A 19257-nucleotide genomic window follows, 5' to 3' on the forward strand; every position below is an offset into this window, starting at 1 on the left:
TGGGAGCGGGCTTGCCCGCGATAGCAATCTATCTGGCACACGAATGTTGAATGTGCTGCCGTCATCGCGGGCAAGCCCGCTCCCACAGGGAGTCAGGTGTGCCCAAGTTCTGTGTTTACAGGAGAAAGTTCATGCGTTTGGTTCAATTCGAATTGAGAAACGGCGAGCGCCGGGTTGGCGTGGTCGAACAAGGGCTGGTACACGAGGTGCAGGATGCGCACACGGTTCGTGACCTGGCACTGGCGGCGATCGAAGCCGGGGTCAACCTTGAGCAGCAAGTGAAAAGCCTCGGGCTGGGGATCAGCCATGACTACGCCGAACTGCTGGCTCAATTGCGTATCCTGCCGCCGCTGGATCATCCGGACCCGGCGCACATGCTGGTCAGCGGCACCGGTCTGACGCACCTGGGCAGCGCTTCGGCCCGGGACAAAATGCACCAGCAAGCCGGTGACGAAGCGTCGATGACCGACACCATGCGCATCTTCAAATGGGGCGTGGAGGGCGGTCAGCCCGCGGCGGGTCAGGCCGGCGTACAGCCTGAATGGTTCTACAAGGGCGACGGCAGCATCGTCGTGCGTCCGGGCCAGCCGTTCCCGTTGCCGCCGTTCGCCGAAGATGCCGGTGAAGAACCTGAAATCAGCGGCCTGTACGTCATCGGTCACGATGGCAAACCCTATCGCCTTGGTTTTGCCGTGGGCAACGAGTTCTCCGACCACGTGATGGAGCGCAAGAACTACCTGTACCTGGCCCATTCGAAATTGCGCAGTTGCAGCTACGGGCCGGAACTGCGAGTCGGCGATCTGCCGCAGCATCTGGCTGGCACCAGCCGCATCCTGCGCGACGGTGAAGTGCTGTGGCAGAACGAGTTCCTCAGTGGCGAGGCGAACATGTGCCACAGCCTGGCCAACCTGGAGTTCCACCATTTCAAGTACAGCCAGTTCCTGCGCCCGGGGGACGTGCACATTCACTTTTTCGGCACCGCGACCCTGTCGTTCGCCGATGGCGTGCGCACCCGTCCCGGTGATGTGTTCGAAATCAGTCAGGCCGAATTCGGCGCGCCATTGATCAATGGCATCACGCCGGTCGAAGCGGCATTCGAACCCGGCTCCGTCGGCACATTGTGAGGAGTTACCCATGACCCGGATTCTTGGCCACAACTACATCGGCGGCCAGCGCAGCGCGTTGGGCACCGTCAAACTGCAGAGTGTCGATGCCGAAACGGGCGAGGCATTGCCCCACGATTTCTTCCAGGCCACACCGGCAGAAGTCGAGGCTGCCGCCAAGGCGGCGGCAGCGGCGTACCCGGCTTATCGCCGCTTGAGCGCCGAGCGTCGCGCACAGTTTCTCGAGGCCATCGCCGATGAGCTCGATGCCCTGGGTGACGAGTTCGTGACGGTGGTTTGCCGTGAAACCGCGCTGCCAGCAGCACGGATTATCGGCGAGCGTGGCCGCACCAGCGGCCAGATGCGATTGTTCGCCAAGGTGCTGCGGCGCGGCGACTTCTACGGTGCGCGCATCGACCAGGCGCTGCCAGAACGCCAGCCGTTGCCGCGCCCTGATCTGCGCCAGTACCGTATCGGCCTGGGGCCGGTGGCGGTGTTCGGTGCCAGCAATTTTCCCCTGGCGTTTTCCACGGCTGGCGGCGATACCGCCTCGGCACTGGCCGCCGGTTGTCCGGTGGTGTTCAAGGCCCACAGTGGACACATGGCCACGGCCGAGCAGGTGGCCGATGCAATCATCCGCGCGGCGGAAAAAACCGCGATGCCGGCCGGTGTGTTCAACATGATCTATGGCGGTGGCGTCGGTGAGGCACTGGTCAAGCATCCGGCGATTCAGGCGGTGGGCTTCACCGGTTCGCTCAAGGGGGGCAGGGCGCTGTGCGACATGGCGGCGGCGCGTCCACAACCGATACCGGTGTTCGCTGAAATGTCGAGCATCAACCCGGTGATCGTGCTGCCCCAGGCGTTGCACGTGCGCACGGAAGCCATCGCCCGTGGCCTGACGTCTTCGGTGGTGCAGGGTTGCGGCCAGTTCTGCACCAACCCGGGCCTGGTGATTGGCATTCGTTCGCCGCAGTTCACGGCGTTCCTGCAATTGCTGACGGACTTGATGGCCGATCAACCGGCGCAAACCATGCTCAACGCCGGAACCCTGGGCAGCTACGGCAAGGGCCTGCAGAAGCTTTTAGGTCATCCGGGCATCGAGCATCTGGCGGGGAGTGCGCAGCAAGGACGCCAGGCGCAGCCGCAATTGTTCAAGGCCGATGTCAGCTTGCTGATCAATGGCGACGAGGTGCTGCAAGAGGAAGTGTTTGGCCCGACCACTGTGGTGGTGGAAGTGGCTGATCAGGCACAACTGCACGCGGCCTTGAATGGGCTGCACGGTCAGTTGACCGCGACCATCATGGGCGAACAGGCGGACTTTGAGCAGTTCGGTGAACTCACGGACTTGCTGGAGCAGAAGGTCGGACGAATCCTGCTCAACGGCTATCCGACCGGTGTCGAGGTGTGTGAATCGATGGTGCATGGCGGGCCGTATCCGGCGACTTCGGACGCTCGCGGCACGTCGGTCGGGACCCTGGCCATCGACCGCTTCTTGCGTCCGGTGTGCTTCCAGAATTACCCGGACAGCCTGCTGCCGGACGCGTTGAAAAACGCCAATCCGCTGGGCATTCAACGGCTGGTGGATGGCAAGCCGTCTCGGGACGCAATCTAACGGCTGGTTACAGTCTCTGTGGGAGCGGGCTTGCCCGCGATTGCGCTGTGTCAGTTGACCGAAATGTTGACTGTGACGACGCCATCGCGGGCAAGCCCGCCCCCACGGTTTGTGTGCAACAGTCATCAAATGCATAAGCTATCATTGCGTCTTTCCCTTCCAAAGATTGATTGCCATGACTGCCGTAACCGACACCCTGCTCAATACCCTCTTGCACTGCGGTATGGTGGAAATCGACGGGCTGCACGCCTTCGAGTTCGCCCTCGATGAAGAGGACAACCTGCATATCGAATGCATGGACGGTCGAGCGGCCAAGCACTGGGCGTTCACCCCGGCGCAAATCCAGGCCGCGACCTTCGACAGCACATTGCAAAGCTGGCTGATCACCGGTGATTCTGGCGAACATCGCTTGGTATGCCTCGGTGACGTCTTCGGCGGTGACAACGACGACGATGACGAAGACGATGAAAATGAGGATGCGTAACTTCTGGCCCTTGTTAATGGCCGGCAGCCTGGGCGCGATGGGCGTTCAGGCGGCCATTGCCGACGAGTATCAACTGCTTGTCGGCTCCTACACCGCTGGCCAGAGCCAGGGCATTTATCGCCTGAACTTCAACAGCGCCACCGGGCAAATCAACGCCAAACCCCTGCAAGTGATCAAGAGCGACAATCCCTCCTGGCTGACTCTGTCAAAGGATCAGCGCTATTTGTTTGCGGTCAACGAAAACGGCCCCGGCCAGAGCGATCCGGTGGGGCGTGTCAGCAGCTACGCGATCGACCCCAAGACCCATGAGCTGAGCCTGATCAATCAGGTGCAGAGCCTGGGCAACGAGCCGACGCATTCGAGTCTCAGCGCTGACGCCAGCCATCTGTTTGTCAGCAATTACTCGGTGGCCGAAGATCCGGGTGGCACCCTGGCGGTGTTGCCAGTCAGTGCTGACGGTGCGCTCAAGCCGGTGGTGCAGATGAGCAGTCATCCGGCCAGTCGGGTCAATCCCGAGCGGCAAATGTCGTCGCATGTGCATTCGACGGCCTCGTCGCCGGACAGCCGTTACGTGTTCTCCAATGACCTGGGCGCGGACAGGGTCTTTGCCTATCGCTTCGATCCCAAGGCCAACCCCGACCTGCCCTTGACCCCGGCCAACCCTGCATTCGTCCAGTTGCCTGCCGGCAGCGGGCCACGGCATCTGCTGTTCAGCGCCGATGGCAAACACGCGTGGCTGACCATGGAGATGAGTGCGCAGGTGGCGGTGTTCGATTACCGGGACGGCTCGCTTGAGCAGACGCAGATGGTCGATCTGGCGGCCGGCCAACCGGTGTCGGACAAGGCTGCCGCCGCGCTGCATGCCTCGGCGGACGGCAAATTCCTTTACGTCAGCAACCGTGGCACGGCCAATCAATTGCTTGTATTCGCCATCGACCCTGCAACCGGCCACCTCAAGGAACTGCAGCGTCGCTCCGTAGAGGGTGACCACCCGCGTGAGTTCAGCCTCGATCCCAGTGGCAAATTTGTGTTGATCGCCAACCAGAAAAGCAACGGGATTGTCGTCGTCGAGCGCGATGCCAAGACCGGTTTGCTGGGCAAAACCGTGCAGAAATTGCCGATGGACGCCCCGAGCGATCTCAAGTTTTTGCTGCGACAATAGGCCGCAGGCCCCGGCCCAGGGGGCCTGCGTCGTTCTATCAATGACGCTGATATCTGGTACTTCTGCAAAGCATTTCAAGGCATCGACCCTTGAAGGTTAAGTTTGCTTCACGGCCCCACCGGGCAAGCAAGCCAACTGACTTCGAGGAATACCGCCATGAACTTCAATCTCTTCTCCGTTATCGCCGCTTCCGCCATCTCTGCTTCCGTTGCCCTGCCAGCCAGTGCCAACGTTGAAATCAGCGAGAAAAAATCCAGTACCCAGAGCTACACCCAGAAATACCTTCAGCAGAGCGCCAACTTCTACGCTGCGCTGGACCAAAAAGCCCAACACTGAAAGCGCCTCCCTGCACCCTTTATGCAGGAGCGAAGTCACTTGCCAATCGACCGTTCACCGATCGAAAGGCGCTGAAGTGATGTCGCTCCTGCATAACGCATTTACGACAGCATCAAATAGCCACTAATCTTCTGCTTGATATCATTCAGCCATGCGTTTAAATTTGACGCTGATTTTTTGACTCCTTCTCAAGAAAAGGATCGATTAGATGGCGATGCGTCTGGCTGTGGTGCTGCTATTCCTCTATTCCACTCCGATTTTATCCGCCGCAGAGCCTCTTTCTGGCGAGCCTGACGCTGCCCGCGAACGCTTGATGAGTTTTATCGAGGACTGACATAGTCCGCTTCAATGATCAACGAAGCTGATAGTTGCTATAGACGGTACTCGTTGGTTATCCGCGCTTTTTTGATCGATTCTGTGGACTCTGAAACATGTCCACGGAGAACATCATGGCCCGCGCAATCATTACTTCTGCCAAACATGGCGCCTATGTGGCTATTGGTCTTTACCTGGTCATGGTGCTGGTTGTCAGCCTTTCGCCGCAGTCGCAACGATCCTTCGAAGCGCCTATTCAAGTCGCACATCCTGGCATCCAGTTTGAGCACCGCGCACACAACGCGATGGTCGACCAGGCGGATCTTGCGGGAGTCGGCGGCGCATGAAAGGTCACAGACTTTGGGTCATTGCCTTCCTGGCGTTCATGACCAATGGCGCGTCGCTGTTGGGGATCGGCCAGGGCTCGGCGGGCTCGGTGGCCCGGTCCATAGAGGCCAACCACAACATCGCCCGTAACATCGAAACCGCCAAGGCGTTGGGCTTGCTGGCCGGCAACCCGCCGATCAAGCCTGAAAGCGGTTTTTTCGGGCCGTTCCAGGTTGATTGCTCGGCCATCGGGATGTGCGAAGTACTGGCCTGAATCACTGAATCGCCACGCTCCCTGTGGGAGCGAGCCTGCTCGCGATGGTCGTGAACGATGACGCTGAGAACCTGACACCGCGCAGCGCTCTCAGGTTTTTCGCGAGCAGGCTCGCTCCTACAGGGAATCGCGTTTACTTCGCCATGATCGACGTAAACAATTGCGACTCGATAAACCCCTGCAACCAGGCCTGTAACCGCCGATAAGGCGTCTGCGCGAACCACTCGCGATCGACATGGGCGAATTGCCGTACGAACGGCATCAGCGCTACATCGGCGAGGGTGGGATGATCGGCCAGCAAGCAGGCGTGACCGTCGAGCATCTCGTCGAGCTTGCGCAAGAACACCTCGCCCTCGGCGCGGTAAAACGCCATCGCGTGCTCGGGGTAACGTTCGGCGTATTTGTAGCGATTGAGATGCACCTTGAACGACTGGTCGTTTGCCTCGATCAGCGCGGCAATCGTCAGCTGTCCCTGCGGATCATCCTTGAGCAACCAATCCTGCGGATCGTTCTGCGCCAACGCCCAGCGCATGATCTCCAGGCTTTCATCGATGACCCGGCCGTCCACGTCCAGCACCGGCACCGTGCCTTTGCTCGACAGCGCGAGCATTTCGGCGGGTTTGGCCTTCAGACTGACTTCGACAATGCTCAATTCAACCCCTGAGTAGCGCAGGGCCATGCGCGCTCGCATGGCGTACGGGCAGCGGCGAAAGGAATAGAGCGTGGTCATTTCACCTCCAGGGTGCTGAGGCCATTACCCTGGCGGCGGACCTGAATCTGCACCGGGATCCGTTCATGCATTTCCTGCACATGGGAAATGACCGCGACCTTGCGGCCCTGGGCCTGCAGGCCGTCGAGGGCGTCCATGGCCAATTGCAGGGATTCCGGATCGAGGCTGCCGAAGCCTTCGTCGATGAACAGCGATTCGATTTTCAGCGTGCTCGACGCCATCGATGCCAGGCCCAATGCCAGCGCCAGCGATACCAGGAAAGTCTCGCCACCCGACAACGAATGTACCGAACGCAGTTCGTCGCCCATTTCGGTGTCCATCACCAGCAACCCCAGCATGCTGCCGCCGCGCTTGAGGCGATAGCGGCGCACCAATTGGCGCAATTGCACGTTGGCGTGATGGACCAGCAAGTCGAGGTTGTAGGCCTGGGCGATCTTGCGGAAGGTGTCGCCGGTGGCCGAGCCGATCAACGCATTCAAACGCGCCCAGCGCTGGAATTCGGCATAAGCATCGGCAATCTGTTGCGCCAGGGCCTGATTGGCGTTTTGCCGGCGCTGATCCTCTGCCTGCTCGGCACGCAATTCGGCGCAGCGCTGTTCGCTGACGCTGAACTGGTTTTGCAGTTCTGCCAGCGCTGTGGCGAGTTGCTCGGCGTCGAGGTTACCGTTGTGCTGCGCCTGATGAGCGAGCAGGCGCTGGTCGCGCTCTTGCAGCAGCACTTTGGCCTGTTCGATGGCCTTTTCGCTGTTCTGCAAACGTTGGCGAAGCTCGCTCACGTGCGTGTCATCGACCCGCAGCAGGTCTTCGAGACCGCCGTCATCCAGCTCGGGATGACGGCCGCGCCAGTCGGCGATTTTGTCGGTGAGATCGCGATCTTCGATGTCCAGCGCCTGCAGACGCTCTTGCTGCGCCTTGAGTTCGGCGGCGATCTGCACGCGTTGCGTACGGACGTTTTGCAGTTCCTGCGCCGTTGTTGTTTCGGCACTGCGTGCTTGCTCTACGGCGTTTTCCAGCCCTTGCTGAAACTGCTCGGCGCTGCTGTGCTCGCCCAGCAAGTGCGCAAGCTGGAGCTGGCAAGCCTGTTGCTGCTCGGCCAACGCACTGAACTGCTGCTCGGCGGTTTGCAGTTGTTGCACGCGGGTTTGCTGGCGATCCTGTTCTTTCTCAAGCGTCTGTTGACGCTGTTGCTGCTCGGCCAGCTCTTCTTTCTGCTGATCGAGTTGTGCGAGCCGTTCGGTGATCTGCCGATCCAGCTGCATGAACGTCGCAGCAGGTTCCATCCGTAGCGCTTCGAGGGTTTCGGCCGGCAACAGACTGCCGAACGCGGTGAGTTCCTCGTCGAGTCGTTGACGGTCACTGCTCAATTCGCGCTGCTGGTTACTCAGGTGCTGGGCCGCTTGTTGGTACGCTGTTTCGGCTTGGCGCAATTGCTGGGTCAAACGCGCGGCGTCTTGCTGCAAGGTGAGCAGGGCGCGCTGACGCTGTTCGTCCTGAGCGATGCTCTGGTTCAACTGATCGTTGTGGCGGGTCAGCCAGGCGTCTCGCTGTGCGGCGTCCTGATCCAGCAGTTGTGCGGCCAGAGGGTGGGCGCTGAGGCTTGGGGCCAAGGCTTGTTGCTGGGCGTTCAGTTGCTCCTGTTGTTGCAGCAATTCCTTTTGCTGGGCGATGACGCCCACCACCTCGGCGCGCAATTCGGTGAGCTTTTCCTTGAGCTGGTCGACGGCTTGTTGCGCGCTGGCCTGTTCGTTTTCGTCGTGGCGACCGAGGCTCTGCAACAGTGCTTCGGGCTGATGGTAAGGATGCTCTTGACTGCCGCAGACCGGGCACGGCTGGTCGTCCTGCAACTGCGCGCGCAACTCTTCGACACTGGCGCTGCGGGCCAGACGCTGGCGCTCCAGCAGTTCTCGGGTGACGTTGAAGGTTTGTTCGGCCACCGTCAGTTCGGCCTTGGTTTTTACCCCGTCCTGAGTCAGCCGGTCACGTTCCTGTTGCGCGGCGTGCTGGCGTTGTTGCAGTTCGGTGCCGCGCTTGTCCAGTTCCTGCTGGCTGGCCCACAGTCGCATCAGGTCTTCGACGGTGCGCAGCTGTTTCCGGTTTTCCTGCAACAGGTTGCCGAGGATGCCGATCTGCTCGGCCACCGCGTCCGGCTCGGCCCCGGCCTCTTTAAACAGCACTTCAAGTTGCTGCTTTTGTGTAGCGAACTCCTCGGCGCTGCGGGTGGCGTTGTGTTCGAGGGTCGCGAGTTCGGCCTGGCCTTTGTTTAGACGGTTGCCGATCAGCATCAACTGTTGCAGGCGGTCTCTATAGGCATTCCAGGCATCGCCAAGCGATGCCAGATGGCCGCTGCGTTCCAGCTCGGTGGCGATGCGCTGCAAACGCTCGGCAACCTGGGTCTGCTTTTCCAGCAAGCTTTGAATGGCGCTTTGGCCTTGGAGACAGGCCTGTTCTGCCGTGTGCTTCGCGTCGGCGCTGAGGGCGGCTTCCTTGGCCAGGCGGGCGAGGGTGCTTTGCTCTTCGAAGGCCTGACGCAGTCGTGGAGCACTTTCGGATTGCCGTTGTTGGGCTTCGCTCAGGGCGGTTTGCGTGGCCGTGAGATTGTGCTCCAGCACCGTCTGACGCTCAGTCAGCTCATGCTGTTGCCGGCCGTGGGCAGCAATCTGCGCGGCCAGTGGCGTCAACAGTGCATCGAGTTCGGTTTTGCGGGCGAACTGGTGCCGCTGCGGAGCGAGATGTTCCAGCCGGGTCAGCTTCAGGCGCTCGTCGGCCAAACCTTCCCACTGCTGTTGGGCGCTGTGCAGTTGCTCGGTCGCTGCGTGCTGCGCGTCCTGCAACTGACGAAGATCCTTGAGCCAGGTGTGTTGCTGCTCAAGCTGCTTGAGTTGCGCCTGCTGCAACTTCAGCTGTTGCTGCGCTTCGTTGAAGCGTTCATCCAGCTCCGCACGGGCTTCGGGCGACAACGGGGTGACACCGCTGGCCTGGTCCTGCAGCAGTTTGTGCGCTTCGCGGGCTTCCTTGGTCTTGTCGAAGGCGCGACGGCCGAGGCGGGTGTAGAGTGCGGTGTCGGTGAGTTTTTCCAGCAGTTCGCTGCGGTCGTTGTCATCGGCCTTGAGAAAGGCGCTGAACTCGCTTTGGGCCAGCAGCACAGCGCGGGTGAACTGTTCGAAATTCAGGCCCAGGGCGGCTTCGAGTTGGGTCTTGTATTCGCCTTTCTGGCTGGCCAGCAGTTGATCCTGATCGATGTCACGCAGGCTCTGGCGACTGGCTTGCAACTTGCCACTGGCCTTTTCCCGGGCGCGGTTGGCTTCCCAGCGTGCGCGATAGCGGCGGCCGTCGACGCCGACGAAATCCACTTCGGCATAGCCTTCACCGGTGCCGCGACGCAGCAGGGTGCGCGGGTCACCGGTGCCGATTTCGCCATCGGCGTCCGGCACCTTGGCGTCGCGGCCGGTGTTGTTCAGGCGTGGAACCGCGCCGAACAGCGCCAGGCACAGGGCATCAAGCAACGTGCTTTTGCCGGCGCCGGTGGGGCCGGTGATGGCGAACAGGCCGGCACTGGCCAAGGGTTCGGCGGTGAAGTCGATTTCAAACGGCCCCGCCAGGGAGGCGAGGTTTTTCAGGCGGATCGCGAGGATCTTCATGGCTGTTCGCTCTCCATCTGCACGTCTTGCAGCAGCTCGGCAAAGTCCTTGAGGGTTTGTTCGTCGACTTCGCTGCCGTAGTTGTCCTGCCAGGCACGGCTGAACAGTTCCTGAGGCGTGAGCTGGTCCAGTTCGATCAACGCCGCACCGTCCTCGGCGCCGTCACGACTGCCGTTGCCGGCGTACTCGGCGGCGATGCGCACCAGGCGCACAGCCTTGCCTTGCAGGGCGCTTTCCACCTGATGGCGCAAGTCAGGTTGCGGTTCGTCAAGGCGCACGCGGACTTCCAGCCAGGGCTGACGCTGCAAGTCGGCGAGCAGGTCGATGTTTGGCAGGTCGGCCAATTGCAACAGGATCTCCGCCAGCGGCGCCGGGCCGAGGCGCTGCAGGTTCACCGCGCGGGGGATGAGCTTGGGTTCGACGCTGACCAGGGTTTCGCCGTCGAGGGTGATGTCGAGAATCTGGTGCTGGTAGCCGATTTCGGAGAACGACAACGGAATCGGCGAGCCGCTGTAGCGAATGCGCTCCTCGCCGTTGACCTTCTGCGGCTTGTGCAAGTGACCGAGGGCCACGTAGCTGATGCTCGGCCCGAACAGGCTGGCGGGCAGGGCTTCGGCGTTGCCGATGATCAGGCTGCGCTCGGAGTCTTCCGACACTGAACCACCGGCCATGTGCGCATGGCTGATGGCGATCAGCGCCTGGCCCGGCTGGCGTTTGGCATTGGCCGCTTCGATCAGCCATTCATGGACCTGGCCAATGCCGCGCAGGTAGTTGTCGCCCAGATGCGCGCCGGTCACTTCCGCCGGGCGCAGAAACGGCAGCGCCAGGCACCAGCCGGCGATGTCGCCGCTGGCGTCCGGCAATGGCAACAGCAGGCGTTCGGCGTCCAGTTGCCCGTCATCCAGCCACAGCACGCGCCCCAGGGCATGGGTGCGCAAGCGACGCATCAACGGCGCCGGCAGTTCGATCCGCGACCCGGAATCGTGGTTGCCGGCAATCATCACGATGGTCAGCAACGGCTGCTGCTCGTGGGCGCTGACGATGAAGTCGTAGAGGCGCTCCTGGGCTTTGACCGGCGGATTGACCGTGTCGAAGATGTCGCCGGCGATCAGCAGCACATCGGGCTGATCCAGCTTGAGCTGACGCAGCAGCCAGTCGAGAAAACAGCCGTGCTCGAAATCGCGATCCTGGCCGTGCAAGTTCTGCCCGAGGTGCCAGTCGGAGGTGTGGAACAGACGCAAGGGCAACTCCGCTAGATAAAAGGTGATGGCCGCAGGGACAAATGACAGCGGCGAAAGGGGAGAGAGTTTACTGGCAAAAAAGCACGATCGCACCGCGAACCTGTGGCGAAGGAGCTCGCTCCCGCTGGGCTGCGAAGCGGCCCAAAATTCGCACGCCCACGGTTTTCAATGATAACGCGTCAAGCTGTTTACGATTGCTTCGCAACCGAGCGGGAGCGAGTGCCCTCGCCACAAAAGGTCTTGGAATCAATGCAGTTGTTTATTTGGGATACAGCGGCGGCAAACCACTGTCACCCACCGGGTCCTGGACCCGCTCGGCAATCGGGATGGTGCGGATCGCCCGCCACAGTTCCTCGCCTTGCCAGTGTTGGCCGGTTTCGCTGTAGAGCGCGCCGTTCAGGCCGTCGAGGGCGTCGGACAGGGGGACGAAGCGGGCGGCCATGTCGGCCAGGGTTTCCGGTTGCTGCCGGGCCCAGGCGTCGAGGGCCTGGCGCGTGGCGTGGGGGTCGTTGGCCTGGCAGGCGCGCTTGAGGTCGTCGAGCACGGTGCGCGGGCTCGGGCCGGTTTGTGCGGCTCGCGCGATCGCCGGTTGCCAGCGCGCGCGCCACCACAGGCCGAAGCCCAGCAAAGTGGTGCAAGCGAGGATCAGGGTGCTGAGTTTCCAGCGCCACAGAGTCTCGCTGTCGACCGTGGCGTTGGCCGGAGAGTTGCCGGCCGGCGTGTCGACCATCAGGCTCGGATTGACCGAGACCTGCAGGGTTCTGGCAGGCAGGCTGCTGTGTTCCAGATGGTCTTCAAAGGTGTTCCACCAGACTACTTCCACCGACGGCAATTCGATCGGGCCGCTACGGGCCGGCACCAGCGCCTCGCGGTCTTCGCGACTGCCGACCAGGCCACGGTCGCTGTTCTGGTTGCCGAGCACCGGTTGATCCGGATAACGACGCAGGCCGCTGGCCTCGGTGCCGGGCAGCGGTGGAAGTTGCGAACTGCCCAGGCCTTCGGCTTTCACGATCAGGCTGCGGGTCAGCGACTCACCGACCTGGACATGATCGGGCTCCGGGTTCCAGTTCTCGCTCAAGGTCAGGCTACGTGCCGGCAGCCAAGGCAGGTCGGCGGGGTAGGTGATGGGTTTGGCCTTGACCGTCAGCAGCAGTTCGCTGGAGCTGACGCGCATCAGTTTGCCGGATTTCGGCGACTGCGGCGTGGCGTCCGGGGCAGGTTGTGCATCCACCAGGGCGGCATTGAAGATCTGCGCCGGGATGATCAATTCGCCACTGTGCTGCGGGTAGATCGCATAGCGCATTTCGATCACGCCGTGGCGCACGCCGTTGATGTCTTTCTCGTAGGTGCGCGACTCGCCGAGCTGCTCGATGCGTGCATCGGGAATCTGCAACGGCGGCAGGCTGCTGTCGTCGTACAGCGACACCGAGTGGTAGATGCGCAACGTCAGGATCGCCTGGGCCTGCACGTACACGCTGCTCTGATCGAGGCTGGCGTCGATGAAGACCGGGGCCTGTTTGTTCGGGTTGTCCTGGGTTTCGCTTTCCACCACTTGTACGGTGATCGGCTGGCTCTCGACCTCACCCAGTTTCAGCGGCGGAATCACCACGCTGCCCGTTTGTTTCGGCAGCAGCGTGACGATCCAGCGGGTCGTGGCGCGATTGTCGCCACTGAGGGTATTCAACTGGTTGACCTGGCGTGTGCCGCGCACGTCGAACAACGGCTCCAGCGGCGCCAGGTCCGGCTTGCCGAACTGCGTCACGTCGGAGGACTCCAGGGTCAGTTCGATCGTCTCTCCGGAGCTCAGACGCGTGCGATCGACGCTGGCGACCAGCTCGGCTGCCTGGGTCTGAACGGTGCAGATCAGCAAGGCCGGCATCGAGGCGAGCATGTAGGCGGTGAAGCGGGTCATCGAGTTTTTCCCTGATCCTGATGTTGTTGCTGTTCGTACCAGAATTTGCGTCTGAGCAATTCGCCGGGGTCATCCGGGATCTGCCGAAGCCATTGCTCCAGCGCCTGCTGTTGTTCGCCCTCGATGCTGTCGTTGGCCGGACGCATGGGTGGCGTGGTGTGCTGTTCATCCCCCAGTTCGCTGCCCGGTACTTCATTGCTGCCGGGGCGCGGGGGGGTAGAGGGCGGTTGTTCGGCGGTGGTTTTTTCGTCTTCGCCCCCGGTTTTCGGTTCGCCAGTGCTCGACGGTTGCGTCGTGGCGCTGGACGGTGATTCTTGTGGAGGCGTCTGCGGCTCTTCACTGGAGGCCTTGTCCGGCTCGGCGGCAGGCGGGGTCTGCTGCTGCTTGAGCAGGTTTTCCACCAGCGCCTTGTTGGTCAGGGCCGGGCGCAAGTCCGGTTGGCGTTCCAGTGCCTGGTCGTAGGCATCCAGCGCTGCTTCCAGTTCACCACTCTTGGCCAGGGCATTGCCACGATTGTAGTGGGCGTGGGCGTCATTGCCTTCGGCGAACCGCTGGGCGGCGCCGGTGTAGTCGCCAGCCTCGTAAAGGGCCACGCCTTGCCATTGGTGATCTTCGAAATGCTGTGCCGCTTCTGCCGGGCGTTTCTGCTTGAGCAAGTGTTGACCCTGTTGGTCGGGGCGCAGCCACAGGTCCTGGAAGTCGAAGGCATAGCTTGGTTGTGGCAGCGCCAGCAACAGCGGCAGGCAGAACAGCCAGCCGCGACGGCCGGCGCAGGCCGCCAGCAGCAACAAGGGCAGCAGCAACCAGTAACCCTGATCGGCCCAGGTGTCCAGGCGCAGGGTCTGGCCGTCGTTGCGCAGGTTTCGCGGGCCGTCGAGCAGGCCGAGCTCACGCAGATCGGCATCGTCAAGGCGCGCGTGGCGATAATGTCCATCCAGGTCAGTGGCGAAGGCTTTGAGGCCGGCGTCGTCCAGACGCGGCACCAGAATCGCGCCCTGTTCGTCCTTGAGAAAACTGCCATCGTCCTGAGTGATCGGCGCACCTTCGGCGGTGCCGATGCCGAGCATCAGAAACTGCGTTGACTTGCCGCTCAGCGCACGGCGAATCTCCAGGCGTTCCTGTTCCGTGAGGGACGAGCCGATCAACAGGATCCGGCCATCGCCGAGCGCGGCCTGTTGCAGCAACGTCAGCGCCTTGACCACCGCGAGGTCGGCGCGATGGCCGGCTTCGGGCATCAGCGACGGCTTGAGTGCATCGAGCAGATTGCGGCTGGTGGCCAAATCGTCCGACAGGGGCACCAGGGTATGGGCACTGCCGGCGTATACGACGATGGCCGTCTGCGCATCACTGCGATTTTGCAGCAGGTCGAAGAGCTTGCGCCGGGCCTGTTCCAGCCGGTTGGGCTGAACGTCGGTGGCGAGCATCTCCGGGGTCAACTCCAGAAGCACCACCAACGGGTCGGCGGGTTTCTGGCTCAGTTGCTCGACACGTTCCCAGCTCGGTCCCAACAGTGCGAATACGGTCAGTAGCCAGGCCACGCCGAGGGCTATCCATGGCAGTTTGCTGTCGCGTCCGTTACCGCCACTGAGCAATGCCGCATGGAAGGCCGGGGGCAGAATCATCTGCCAGCGCCCGGCACGCTTCTGCCGATGCCAGAGTTGCCAGAGCAGCCAGCCAAGCAGTGGCAGCAATAACAGCCACCAGGGGCGGAACCAGTAGGGCCAGAGTGCGCTCATCGACGCCTCCGCAGGCGCAGGCGCTTGAGCCGCTCTCGCCAGTCGGGCAGTTGCGTTTGCAAAAACAGATCCTTGGTAAACAGACGGTGCAGCGGGTTGTCCGGCCATAGCTCGCGGGCCACCAACAGCATGCTCAACAACAGTGCCAGCGCCAAAGGCCACTGATACAGGGTCTCGGCCGGGCGGGCCTGGGTCGGTTGCTGTGCCACCGGTTCCAGTTGGTCGAGGGTGTCCTTGATCGCTTGCAGTTCCTTGCCGTCACGGGCCCGGAAGTACTGGCCGCCCGTGGTTTCGGCGATGGCTTTGAGGGAGGGTTCGTCCAGGTCCAGGCTCGGGTTGATCCCGAGGAATCCCAGGGTGCCACTTTGCTCCGGGTCGGCGCCGATGCCGATCGGGTAGATTTTCACCCCTTCCTTGGCCGCCAGACGCGCAGCGGTAAGCGGGTCGATCTGGCCGCCGTTGTTGGCGCCGTCCGTCACCAGTATCAATACGCGGCTTTGCGCCGGACGCTGGCGCAAGCGCTTGATGGCCAGACCAATGGCGTCGCCGATGGCGGTGTTCTTGCCGGCGATGCCGATGCGCGCCTCGTCGAGCCAGACACGCACGGTATGGCGGTCGAACGTCAGTGGCGCTTGCAGGTACGCCTGGCTGCCAAACAGGATCAAGCCGACCCGATCACCTTCGCGGCTTTCGAGGAAGTCGCCGAGCAGATGCTGGACCAGCGCAAGGCGGCTGACGTCATCGTCCTCCCATTGCATGTCGGGGAAGTCCATGGAGCCGGACACGTCCACCGCCACCAGCAGATCACGGCCGCTGGCGGCAATCGGCAGCGGCTCGCCCAGCCATTGCGGACGCGCGGCGGCGATCAGCAGCATCAACCACAGCAGCATGAACGGTGCCTGTTGGCGCCAGGCCGGCAGGTTCGCGCGAGCACGGCGGCGAGCCAGCCCTTCGAGGTCACTGAGGAAGCTGACTTTGAGCGCCGGCTCGCCGCTGTCGGCCACCGGCAACAGGATGCGCATCAGCCACGGCAGCGGCAGCAGGACGAAGATCCATGGCCAGGCGAACTCAAACATGTTTGCGAATCCAGATTTCGACGGCTTGGGTCAGGCCGGCGATGGCCTTGTCGTCGAGTTTGCATTCGGGTTTGTAGGCCCCTTCGACCAGCACCATCCAGCGGGTCAGGCCGGCCGCCGGGCAGCGGTTGTCCAGAAATGCCAGCCATTTGCGCCCGTTGAGGGTGTGGCTCTGGCTGTAGGGATAGTGGTTGCGGCACAGGCGCTTGAGCAGGCCGTTGAGCTGTTGCAGCCAGGCGCCTGCCGGTGCGCCGTCGTAGGGCTTGGGCATCAGCGCCAGTTCCGCCAGTGCGGCGAGGCGCACCGGGTCCAGCGGTTGTTCGGCGCGCACGATCGGGCGTTTGTCGGGAATCAAGCGTCGCAGCTTCCACAGGCCGAAACCGATCAAGGGCAGCAGTAACAGCAGTGACCACCAGCCCGGCGCCGGTGGCCAGAACCCGATGGCCGGCGGGGTAATCAGCGGTTGCAGTTGATCGAGACCGTTCATCGACCTTTCCCCGGTTTCTGTGGGTTCAGGTATTCGCGCAATTGTTCGACCATCTCGCTTTGGGTGCTCAACGGCATCAACAACACGCGCAGCTTTTGCGCGAGCAACTCCCAGCGGGCAATGCGCGCTTCGGCCTGGGCACGGTAGGTCTGGCGCAAATCGAAGTTCAACGTGTCGAGTTCGAGTTGTGCGCCACGTTCGGCAAAGCGCAACAGCCCGGCGGCGGGCAGGGCATGATCCAGCGGGTCGGACAGTGGCAGCAGCAACAGGTCGCAATGGCGCGACAACAAACTCAACTGCTGTTCGGCGCTTTCGGACAGGGCCCGCTCGTCGCAGATCACGATCACCAGGCTGCCCGGGCGCAACACTTCCCGGGCACGGCGCAAGGCAATGCCGAAGGCATCGCGGGACGGCTCGCTTTCGGTGTTCAGGGACTGGTTGACGCGCACCAGTCGGTTGAGCAATTGCAGCAGGCTCTGCTTGCTGCGCCGGGGTTTGATTTCGTAGTGCTCGTTGTCGCCGAACACCAGCCCGCCGACCCGATCGTTATGACCCAGCGCCGCCCAGCCGATCAGGCTCGCGGCCTGGGCGGCGAGCACCGACTTGAACATCAGCCCGGAGCCGAAAAACAGCCGGCGGCTTTGCTCGACCATGATGAAGATCGGCCGCTCGCGCTCTTCATGGAACAACTTGGTGTGCGGCTCTTGCGTTCGCGCGGTGACGCGCCAGTCGATGGTGCGCACGTCGTCACCGGCCTGGTAGACCCGCACCTGATCGAAATCCACGCCACGTCCGCGCAGCTTGGAGTGGTGCAGGCCGATCAGCGGGCTGCGCTGGCTCGGCGTGGAGAATAACTGCACTTCACGTACGCGATGGCGCATCTCGATCAGCTCGGCGAGCGTGACGCGGATACCCGGTTGGGACGGCAGGGGGACGTTCATCGGGGTCAAGCGACGGCTACGACGTCGAGAATCCGCTGGACCACCCGATCCTGGTCGATCCCTGCGGCTTCGGCTTCAAAGGAGAGAATGATGCGGTGGCGCAGCACATCGAACAGCACGGCCTGGATGTCTTCCGGGCTGACGAAGTCGCGTCCGGCGAGCCAGGCGTGGGCGCGGGCGCAACGGTCGAGGGCAATCGAACCGCGAGGACTGGCGCCGTACGCAATCCACTCGGCCATCTCCGGGTCGAATTTGGCCGGTGTCCGCGTGGCCATGACCAGTTGCACCAGGTATTCCTCCACGGCGTCGGCCATGTATAAGCCGAGGATTTCCTTGCGCGCGGCAAAGATGGCCTGCTGGCTGACCCGGCGCTCGGGCTTGGTCTCGCCGTTCAGTGCTTCGCCGCGAGCCTGCTGCAGGATCCGCCGTTCGACGGCGGCATCGGGGAAACCGATTTTCACGTGCATCAGGAAACGGTCGAGCTGGGCCTCGGGCAGCGGGTAGGTGCCTTCCTGCTCGATGGGGTTTTGCGTGGCCATCACCAAAAACAGCGGCGACAGCTCGTAAGTGCTGCGCCCGACACTGACCTGGCGCTCGGCCATGGCTTCGAGCAAGGCCGACTGAACCTTGGCCGGGGCCCGGTTGATTTCGTCCGCCAGCACCAGGTTGTGGAAGATCGGACCTTGCTGGAACACGAAGCTGCCGGTTTCCGGGCGATAGATTTCCGTGCCGGTGATGTCGGCGGGCAACAGGTCGGGGGTGAATTGAATGCGATGGAACTGGGCTTCGATGCCTTCGGCCAGTTCTTTGATGGCCTTGGTTTTGGCCAGGCCAGGAGCGCCTTCGACCAGCATGTGGCCGTCGGCAAGCAGGGCGATGAGCAAGCGCTCGATGAGTTTTTCCTGGCCGAGAATCTGCGTTGAAAGAAAGGTTCGCAGCGCTAGCAGCGCTTCACGATGTTCCATCGATGACTGTTCCTGGAAAGGGTGACCGAAGGCGTTCGAATAACGCCTGGGCTGGGGGCGTTACTTTAATCCATCGCGGGGGGCGGCGACTAACGGCATTTTGCGCAAAGTGGGGGAAATGATTGGAGAGGCGCCGTAACCTAGACAGGCAGGGAGGCAGGTTGGGGCTTCACGACGCTATCGCGGGCAAGCCCGCTCCCACAGTTATCTGCGGTGTGCTCACTATCTGTGCTGCACATCCAGACCTTGTGGGAGCGGGCTTGCCCGCGATGAAGCCTGCTCAGGCACCGTCAAATGTTGCTGATGTAAGTCCCGGTCCCCTTGAGAATGTTCTTCAAGGTTTCCTCAACTTCCGCCAGATCACTCGCATCGGTGCTGTGAGTGATCTCCAGCACATCATCCCCATTCAACGCATCGGCATCCGTCGCCGCGATTTCGATTTTCAGCAGGGTAGGGCTCAGGGTGACTTTCACCCCATCGAGGGTCGACGGCTCGCCATCGAGCGTGATTTCCAGCTCGTCCTCGTCCGGGTAGCGACTCATCAGGAACATTTCGCCCTTCTCGCTGTGGCAGCAGAGCATGGCCATGTTGTCTTCTTCTTCATCGCACGGGTTGACGATCAAGAGGGGGGTGGTCATTTGCATGGGGGGATTCCTGGCTCGGCGAGCGTTGTGAAGGCGAACAAAGGACGATTCTGCCAGTCCTCGCCTGTTTATGCTCGTTCAAGTGTCAGCGAGTGAGTCGTGAACGACCGAAGTGTTGCTGGTCATTTCTGGTACGGATGTGCCGTCAATCCGGGCATAAAACGCCCAAAATCCCATACGGCTGCTAGTGTTGTTCGATGGCGTCGCCACCAAGCAGCGTACCGTTGACCGAATATGTCGCAGCACCGCAAGCACGGGCCTTGCCGCACTCGTT

Annotated in this window: 18 protein-coding genes and 1 pseudogene; 9 read left to right on the forward strand and 10 right to left on the reverse strand. The window is 62.2% G+C overall.

Features of this window, described 5'->3' with window-relative positions:
- Window positions 1-131 precede the first annotated feature (131 nt).
- From araD1 to GQ39_RS33205, 9 genes and pseudogenes are all read left to right on the forward strand, one after another.
- Window positions 132-1124, forward strand: coding sequence for an AraD1 family protein (gene araD1 / locus GQ39_RS06680; protein ID WP_047528362.1), 993 nt, complete (start codon window positions 132-134; stop codon window positions 1122-1124).
- 10 nt (window positions 1125-1134) lie between these two features.
- On the forward strand, window positions 1135-2715 hold the full coding sequence (locus tag GQ39_RS06685; protein ID WP_047528363.1) for an aldehyde dehydrogenase (NADP(+)): 1581 nt from the start codon (window positions 1135-1137) through the stop codon (window positions 2713-2715).
- Between the two features lie 175 nt (window positions 2716-2890).
- The gene (locus GQ39_RS06690) at window positions 2891-3199 is read left to right on the forward strand and encodes a DUF5629 family protein (RefSeq protein ID WP_052193487.1); all 309 of its coding nucleotides are present in this window, start codon (window positions 2891-2893) and stop codon (window positions 3197-3199) included.
- Window positions 3192-4361 carry a lactonase family protein gene (locus tag GQ39_RS06695; protein WP_047528364.1) on the forward strand — a complete coding sequence of 390 codons (1170 nt, stop codon included), beginning with the start codon at window positions 3192-3194 and terminating at the stop codon, window positions 4359-4361. The genes GQ39_RS06690 and GQ39_RS06695 overlap by 8 nt, the downstream gene beginning before the upstream one ends.
- Window positions 4362-4517: 156 nt before the next feature.
- Window positions 4518-4697: a hypothetical protein gene (locus GQ39_RS06700; protein WP_047528365.1), complete on the forward strand. Its 180-nt coding sequence runs from the start codon at window positions 4518-4520 to the stop codon at window positions 4695-4697.
- A gap of 208 nt (window positions 4698-4905) precedes the next feature.
- Window positions 4906-5031 (forward strand): hypothetical protein, encoded by a 126-nt coding sequence (locus GQ39_RS33480; protein ID WP_269082042.1) that lies wholly within the window; start codon window positions 4906-4908, stop codon window positions 5029-5031.
- Window positions 5032-5146: 115 nt separating this feature from the next.
- Window positions 5147-5359 (forward strand): hypothetical protein, encoded by a 213-nt coding sequence (locus tag GQ39_RS06705; protein WP_047528372.1) that lies wholly within the window; start codon window positions 5147-5149, stop codon window positions 5357-5359.
- Window positions 5356-5613 (forward strand): hypothetical protein, encoded by a 258-nt coding sequence (locus tag GQ39_RS06710; protein ID WP_047528375.1) that lies wholly within the window; start codon window positions 5356-5358, stop codon window positions 5611-5613. Before GQ39_RS06705 ends, GQ39_RS06710 begins: the two co-directional genes overlap by 4 nt.
- A gap of 44 nt (window positions 5614-5657) precedes the next feature.
- Window positions 5658-5735, forward strand: a pseudogene (locus GQ39_RS33205) (outer membrane lipoprotein carrier protein LolA); the annotation flags it as partial.
- 11 nt (window positions 5736-5746) lie between these two features.
- On the opposite strand, the gene GQ39_RS06715 reads toward GQ39_RS33205, so the two are convergent.
- From GQ39_RS06715 to GQ39_RS06760, 10 genes are all read right to left on the reverse strand, one after another.
- Complete coding sequence (locus GQ39_RS06715; protein WP_047528379.1) at window positions 5747-6343, reverse strand: glutathione S-transferase; 597 nt, start codon at window positions 6341-6343, stop codon at window positions 5747-5749.
- Window positions 6340-9981, reverse strand: coding sequence for an AAA family ATPase (locus GQ39_RS06720; RefSeq protein WP_047528384.1), 3642 nt, complete (start codon window positions 9979-9981; stop codon window positions 6340-6342). Before GQ39_RS06720 ends, GQ39_RS06715 begins: the two co-directional genes overlap by 4 nt.
- Window positions 9978-11222, reverse strand: coding sequence for an exonuclease SbcCD subunit D C-terminal domain-containing protein (locus tag GQ39_RS06725; protein WP_047528389.1), 1245 nt, complete (start codon window positions 11220-11222; stop codon window positions 9978-9980). The genes GQ39_RS06720 and GQ39_RS06725 overlap by 4 nt, the downstream gene beginning before the upstream one ends.
- A gap of 259 nt (window positions 11223-11481) precedes the next feature.
- Window positions 11482-13134: a BatD family protein gene (locus tag GQ39_RS06730; RefSeq protein WP_047528394.1), complete on the reverse strand. Its 1653-nt coding sequence runs from the start codon at window positions 13132-13134 to the stop codon at window positions 11482-11484.
- Window positions 13131-14870 (reverse strand): tetratricopeptide repeat protein, encoded by a 1740-nt coding sequence (locus GQ39_RS06735; protein ID WP_047528395.1) that lies wholly within the window; start codon window positions 14868-14870, stop codon window positions 13131-13133. Before GQ39_RS06735 ends, GQ39_RS06730 begins: the two co-directional genes overlap by 4 nt.
- Window positions 14867-15946: a vWA domain-containing protein gene (locus GQ39_RS06740; RefSeq protein ID WP_047528399.1), complete on the reverse strand. Its 1080-nt coding sequence runs from the start codon at window positions 15944-15946 to the stop codon at window positions 14867-14869. Before GQ39_RS06740 ends, GQ39_RS06735 begins: the two co-directional genes overlap by 4 nt.
- Entirely contained in the window at window positions 15939-16433 is a 495-nt protein-coding gene (locus GQ39_RS06745) for a DUF4381 domain-containing protein (protein WP_047528405.1), read from the reverse strand. Before GQ39_RS06745 ends, GQ39_RS06740 begins: the two co-directional genes overlap by 8 nt.
- Complete coding sequence (locus GQ39_RS06750) at window positions 16430-17374, reverse strand: DUF58 domain-containing protein (protein ID WP_047528410.1); 945 nt, start codon at window positions 17372-17374, stop codon at window positions 16430-16432. Before GQ39_RS06750 ends, GQ39_RS06745 begins: the two co-directional genes overlap by 4 nt.
- 5 nt (window positions 17375-17379) lie before the next feature.
- Window positions 17380-18339: an AAA family ATPase gene (locus GQ39_RS06755; RefSeq protein ID WP_003218556.1), complete on the reverse strand. Its 960-nt coding sequence runs from the start codon at window positions 18337-18339 to the stop codon at window positions 17380-17382.
- Window positions 18340-18629: 290 nt separating this feature from the next.
- The gene (locus tag GQ39_RS06760) at window positions 18630-18983 is read right to left on the reverse strand and encodes a hypothetical protein (protein WP_047528426.1); all 354 of its coding nucleotides are present in this window, start codon (window positions 18981-18983) and stop codon (window positions 18630-18632) included.
- Window positions 18984-19257 lie beyond the last annotated feature (274 nt).

It is taken from the genome of Pseudomonas sp. 11/12A, from assembly GCF_000800055.1.
Lineage (GTDB): Bacteria > Pseudomonadota > Gammaproteobacteria > Pseudomonadales > Pseudomonadaceae > Aquipseudomonas > Aquipseudomonas mohnii.